We start from the raw sequence: 6392 nt of genomic DNA, 5'->3' as shown, positions 1-6392 counted from the left end.
CTACCGTCCCGCCATCGTGCTCGCCGACGAGCCGGCCGGCAATCTCGACAGCGCCAACGGACGCGAGGTGCTCGAGCTGCTGAAGCTCGCCGTTCGCCAGTTCCACCAGACGGTCGTCATCATCTCGCACGATATGAACGTCGCCGCCGAAGCCGACCGCGTGCTGCGCATGCAGGACGGACGCCTCGTCAGCGACAGCCGCGGGGGCGTGGTCCAATGAACGGCTACGGCGCGCTTGCAGGCAAGTATCTGAAGCAGCAAAAAAGACGCACCGTCCTGACGATCGTCGGCATTCTGCTCTCGGTCGCGCTCATCAGCGCGCTTGGCACGATGGGCCAGAGCATGAAGGACAATATGGTCGATCAGACGATCTACGACTATGGCGCTTATGAGATCAGCTACAGCTCCGCAACGACTGAGCTGCTGGAGACGCTGCAGCATCATGCGCTCATCAAGGAAGCCGGCGCGATTCGAAAAGGGGCGCTCACGGAGCTCGCGAAGGGCTACAAGCTCGAGCTTGCTGAAGCGACGACCGCAGGCTTCGAGCTGGCGCCGGTCCATCTGCTGAAGGGCCGATTCCCTTCGGCGGCGGGGGAAGCCGTCGTCGAGGAATGGGCGCTCGCGCAGCTTCCCGGTGCGCCGGGACTGGGCGGCAAGGCTGAGCTCGTTAAGCCGGACGGCACAAAGCAGGCGTATACGATCGTCGGCGTCTTGAACAACCAGCGCCTGAACATGACCTACGGCACGGGTGCCGCCTATGCATGGATGGACAATGCCGCAGCGATGGCCGACATACCCGGCACGCGTCTGTCCGCCGCCGCGACCTTTAAGCGGGGCGTCGACATCAGCTCGCAGCTGGCCGAGTTCGAGAAGCTGAGCCCCAAGACGTTCGGCACGAATACGCAGCTTCTCGCCCTGAAGGGAGAGACCGCGGACAAGCGTCTCAACCTCACGCTCATCACCATATTCGGTGTGCTCATCGGCCTTGTCGTCCTGTCCACAATCGCCGTCATCTACAACGCCTTCAACATCGCCGTGCTCGAGCGCATGCGTCACTTCGGCCTGCTGCGCACAATCGGCGCGACGCCGTCGCAGCTGCGCGGCATCGTGTTCCGTGAGGCCGGCCTGCTGGCGGCGGTCGGGATCCCCGCCGGCCTCATCGTGGGCTGGGGCGGGTTGTGGCTTGTGCTTGAACTGATGGCTGCGGCTGGTGCGGATATCCTTACCTTTGAAGGCTTCAAGCTGTCCCTGCACCTGTGGATCATCGTCGGCAGCGCGATCGTCGGCCTTCTGGCGGTGCTGCTCGCAGCCTGGCTGCCCGCCCGCAAGGCGAGCCGCGTCTCGCCGGTCGACGCCGTCCGTGGTACGGGCAATATCGTGCGCGAGACGTACAGACGCGTCAGGCTGCCTTCCGTTCTCCGCTTGCTCGGCATCGAGGGCGACATGGCGTCCAAGAACATTCGCCGCAACCGGTCCAAGTTCCGGATTACCGCCTTCTCGATCGTCGTCAGCATCACGCTGTTCATCGTTTTCCACTACTTCGCACAGGAAGCGTTCAAGATGGCGGTGAACGACTCTCGGGACGATCAGGTGGCCTTCCAATTGCTGACCTCGTTCACGCAGACGGAGAACGGCAATCAGACCCGCCCCTCGTCAAATACAGCCGACGCGTTCGATGCGCAGACGATTGCCGATATCAAGGCACTCCCGGGCGTCGAGCATGTCTATGGGCGCTACAATATGCCGAGCGCGCAGATCTATCTGCCAAGTGCCAAGCTCAACGGAGATTATTTGTCGAAAATGGGCGATGATGTGTTCGCCAAGTCGACGCTCGGCGGCAAAGAAATTCGCATCGTGCCCGCCTACACCACGCTGTACGACGACGAGCGCATGAAGCAGGCCGAGCCCTACCTCATCGCCGGGACGGCCGATCCGGCCAAATTGTCCGAGACGAACGGCGTGCTCATCGTGCAGCAGGTGAAGCCGTTGGTCATCGCTGAAAACAAGAAAATCAACCTGGACCTCTCCAATCTGAAAATAGGAGACTCGCTCTCTCTCAACTTCGGTACCCAGGAGAAGCCTTTGATGCGCGAGGTGCGCGTCGGCGGCATCCTGAGTCAGGCGCCATTTAACCCGACCGTCCTCGACACTGAGCTGTACGTGATCGGGACGAAGGCAACCTACGCGGCGCTGCTGAAGGGCGTGCCGATCGAGCTGGCACCGAACGATACGGCGCTGCGGGGGCTCGACATCGCCCTGGCCGACGGCGCGGACGGCGACCCAGTCAAGCAAGCGCTGCAGGCGATGACCAATCAGGACCCGTCCATCCGCCTGATCGATTTTATCGAAGAGCAGCGGCAGACGCGGCAGTTCAATGTGCAGATGAAGGTTTTCATCTACGGCTTCCTGGGTGTCATCGGTCTGATCGGCAGCTTGAACATCATCAATACGGTGCAAACGAATCTGATGCTCCGCCGCCGCGAATTTGGCCTGCTGCAAGCCGTCGGCATGACGATGAAGCAGTTGCGGCGCATGGCGACGCTCGAAGGCGTCTGGTTCGGCGTCATCGGCGCCTTCTGGGGCCTGCTGCTGGGCGTTGGCATCTGCTTCCTGCTGTACCGCCAGATGAACAACATCGAGGGACTTTCCTTCTCGTTCCCGGTGACTGGCGCCGTCATCTCCTGCGTCTTCGCACTCGGCGTCGGACTGCTGTCCGTACAGGGCCCGCTGCGCAAGATCGCGAAGGCGAGCGTGGTGGAGGAGCTGCGGGAAGAGGCTTAAACCCATCGAAAAAACAAGGCAGCGGACATCGAATGATGACGCTGCCTTGTTTGCGGTTCGGTTCTGTTAGCCCCGATGCTCGCCGGGTCATCGAGTTTCAGTTCTGTACCTGTTTAACCGTCTTACGATTATCGTGACGATCGAGATGACTAGAGCGACCAGGCAACTGGCCGAGATCAGCCACTTCGTGAGGGTAAATCCCCCGGCAAGATAGGCCCATGCGTCTAAATGTTTAGGATAACGGTCCAGTATAAGCAAAAGCGTCCCGTTTTCCAAGTAATCAACAATACCTGCGCCTAGAGGGATCAAGTATAGTTTGCTTGCTTGAGCCAACTTCGGAAAGGCTCGCCGAAGCAGAACAGCTGTGTTTAATCCTAATGCGCACGCGTAGAGCAAAGGGAACACCGTATCAAAAGAAAGCAAAAATTTTTTGTAGGCCTCGCGTCCGGCGGGCTGCAGCATGTCAAGCGCGCTGTATAACTTATCAGGGCCGTAGTGAAGCAACGTGTCTGGAAGATGGGCACCCTCCTGCGCTTTCGTCATGATATAGGGAACCGCGTATGGAATCGGCGATATGTTAATCACAACCATCATCAGCAGCATTAATACGGCAAGCGTTACGGCTATGCGCCCCCTAAAGTCTGCAAATCTGTTTTTGATCACGTGACCTACTCCTCTCCGGTGGACAATAAAAAGCACTCCGTCATTTAATTATCATTTGACAATAAATTAGCAGCACCACGCTTATTTGTCAAATGATAATTATTTTTTGACAATAAAAAAAAGACCAAGTCGGTCTTGGTCTGCACACGGATTGCCAGATGAGACGAACAAAGAAATGACGATGCAAGCCGCCGTTGCGACAGCGCGTTAGCCGCCCACCGGCGCCCGCCCCGTCGTGCCGCGAGCGATGAGCTGCGTCGGCAGGATGACAGTCGGCGGCGCGGACTCGGGCTCGACGATGAGCCGGTCGAGCAGCTCGACGGCGCGGCGCCCGAGCGTCGGCATGTCCTGGCGCACCGTCGTCAGCGGCGGGTGCACGACCTGCGCCCCGTCGATGTCGTCGAAGCCGACGATCGACAGCTCGGCCGGCACCGCAACTCCCGCCTCGCGGGCCGCCTGCAGAGCGCCGATCGCCGCCTTGTCCGAGCCGCAGACGACGGCGGTCGGCCGTTCGGGCAGCGACAGCAGCCGCTGCATCCCGCGATAGCCGGTCTCCTGCGTGAAATCCCCGATCACGACGCAGTCCGGATCCAGCGACAGGCCAAGCTCGGCCATCGCCTCGCGGAAGCCCGCAAGCCGCCGCTCGCCCACGTACGAGCCGGGCAGACCTGCGATGCAGGCGATCCGCCGATGACCGAGCTCGTGCAGGTAACGCACGGTGCCCTCCACCGCCTCCTTATTGTCAGAGGAAATGTAGCCCGCCCGCTTGCCCGTCAGGTTCAGGTCGATGAACAAGGTCGGGATGCCCGAGGCGACCAGCTTGTCCGCATCCAGCTCGCCCAGCTGAAAGCCGAAGGCGAGCACGCCTTCGACGTTGCGGCTGCGGCAGTGCTGCACGAAGTTGTACTCCGGATGCGCGGACAGCTGCGCCAGGTAAATCAGGTCGTAGCCCCGCTCCTTCAGCGCCTCGTCGATGCCGCCGAGCAGATGCACGAAGAAGGGGTTGGATAAGCCCGAGGTGAGCAAAATGCCGATCGTCATCGATCGTCTGCCGACGAGCGAGCGCGCCGCCTCGTTCGGGCGGAACTGCATCTCGGCGACGAGTGCGAGCACCTTCTCCCGCGTGGCCCGGCTTACTGTCGAGTAGTCGTTGAGCACCTTGGATACGGTCGCGACCGACACGCCGGCCGCCTTCGCGATATCGCGTATTGTAGCTGTCATGGTGGGACCCCGCCTTGCTCCGCGCCCAACCGGGCTGAATCGTTGTCCCTACCATAACGCGAAGCGGCGCTTTTGGCAATCGGAATACGGTTCGTTTTTGCTCGTGCCGGGGTCGAATTTCGTTTTGGCTCTCCGACGGGATTGTGCTATAATGAGATTTACTGTGGCCCCGTAGCTCAGCGGATAGAGCACACGTTTCCTAAACGTGGTGTCGGATGTTCGATTCATCTCGGGGCCGCCAGTTTTTTCTCACGCAAATGCTTACAGGGCTGTCTCAAAGGGGCATCAATCGACCTCGGAGACAGCCCATTTTTTTGCATAGAACTGTTCTTTGGTAAAATGGAGGTGCCACCCAACCATATACGGAAGGAACGGTTTTTTGTTAACCCCCGTTTAACCCTCACGGGCAGGCACATGACGATTGGGTTGTTGGGATCGCTGAGGTCAGGCAGCCATAGATAGGGCATGCTTTCCCCGTGTATCTTAACCAACTCGGTCGGCGTACATGTCCAGGAGTACGTCAGGCTCAAGTTGTCGAAAAGAAAGAGCCTAGTCAAGCGGACTTTTTCAGTGCCCTCATCAGCAGGTAGGGTATGTGCATAAGGCTGTAATACAGGAACGACAAAGCAACGGCCACTTTAGAGAATCCAAACTTACAACGTGCTTTCAAAATGTTTTTTGCTCTGCGAAAGTTGAGTTGATATATTCCAAGTTAAGGTGGAGACCAGTGGTCTCCACCTTACTTGGTTTTCCGGAATAGGCCTCCGGTGATTGCATCCGATATAGCCCAAAGAAGATGCCGTTTATAACCATATCATGTAGACAAAATTTGTTTAGGAAAGGATTTACAGAGAATATAGGAATCAATTATATTATATTTGCATGAAAAAAATACCATTTGAATGGAGTGAATTACTTGTTTGTAGATTAGAGTTATTTATTTATATGCAGTATTTTTATTGCTTTTATATTTAAAATTACTGTTTTAGGGGGATCACTGTGCCAAACAAGATTTTAAATAAAGTTCTTATTACGGCTTTAACTTTCTCGCTCATTATACCAGTTAATGTTTCTAGCGCCAGCTCCACTAAAAATATTGATGAGAGTCTTGTATCACAAATTCAATCAAAATTTACTCCTCCAAGTAACCTCAAATTAGTTTCGAACAAGAAAGAATTTATTGTTAAGTATAAGGATGAAGCAAAATCTGAAAATACCAAAAAGAAGGTCAATGAAAAGGTAACTGTTAAAAAGTTTAATACTAAAAAAAAATTCAAGAAATTAAAAAGCGAGTTAATAGAACTCCAAGAACAAGATGATATTGAAAAAGTTATAAGTGAATTAAAGAAAGACCCCAATGTTGAATATGTGCAAGAAAACTTTCAACTGACCACTAGTTCCGTTTCTACCGATCAATGGGCATTATCCAATACAGGTCAAAATGTCTCAGGGCAGGCGGGCTATAAAGGCTTAGATATCGGAGCTTTAGATGCTTGGAACAAAACATCTGGCTCCCCTAATGTATTAGTAGGCGTCTTGGATACAGGTATTGATATAAACCATATCAGTTTAAAGGGAAATATTTTTATAAACGAAAGAGAAATTCCTGGAAACAACATTGATGACGATGGAAATGGATATATTGATGATGGGGAAGCTCACGCATAGGTACTTGTACATCCGCTTCTCGCCGCTGGCGTCATAGAAATCAGCTTCGCCAAAATCGA

The 6392-nt window shown here is 55.4% G+C and carries 4 protein-coding genes, 1 tRNA gene and 1 pseudogene; 4 read left to right on the top strand and 2 right to left on the bottom strand.

Going from position 1 to position 6392, the window contains the following annotated elements:
• Positions 1-220: pseudogene (locus tag KVT38_RS32910) on the top strand (ABC transporter ATP-binding protein); the annotation flags it as partial.
• Entirely contained in the window at positions 217-2781 is a 2565-nt protein-coding gene (locus KVT38_RS32905) for an ABC transporter permease (RefSeq protein WP_217597969.1), read from the top strand. The pseudogene KVT38_RS32910 and the gene KVT38_RS32905, both read left to right, overlap by 4 nt.
• Positions 2782-2868: 87 nt before the next feature.
• Here the strand turns inward: KVT38_RS32905 and KVT38_RS32900 are convergent, their stop codons facing one another.
• The gene (locus KVT38_RS32900) at positions 2869-3444 is read right to left on the bottom strand and encodes a hypothetical protein (RefSeq protein WP_217597968.1); all 576 of its coding nucleotides are present in this window, start codon (positions 3442-3444) and stop codon (positions 2869-2871) included.
• 207 nt (positions 3445-3651) lie between these two features.
• Entirely contained in the window at positions 3652-4665 is a 1014-nt protein-coding gene (locus KVT38_RS32895) for a LacI family DNA-binding transcriptional regulator (RefSeq protein ID WP_217597967.1), read from the bottom strand.
• Between the two features lie 165 nt (positions 4666-4830).
• Between KVT38_RS32895 and KVT38_RS32890 the strand changes: the two genes are divergently transcribed.
• Together KVT38_RS32890 and KVT38_RS35670 are read left to right on the top strand one after the other, a co-directional pair.
• Positions 4831-4906 (top strand) — tRNA-Arg (locus tag KVT38_RS32890).
• A gap of 758 nt (positions 4907-5664) precedes the next feature.
• Positions 5665-6333, top strand: coding sequence for a S8 family serine peptidase (locus KVT38_RS35670; protein ID WP_217597966.1), 669 nt, complete (start codon positions 5665-5667; stop codon positions 6331-6333).
• The last annotated feature ends 59 nt before the right edge of the window (positions 6334-6392 follow it).

Origin of the sequence: Cohnella sp. GbtcB17 (assembly GCF_019091135.1) — a bacterium.
Taxonomy (GTDB): domain Bacteria; phylum Bacillota; class Bacilli; order Paenibacillales; family Paenibacillaceae; genus Cohnella.
Note: the sequence above shows the minus strand (reverse complement) of the source record. Positions and strands in the feature narration are given on the sequence as shown.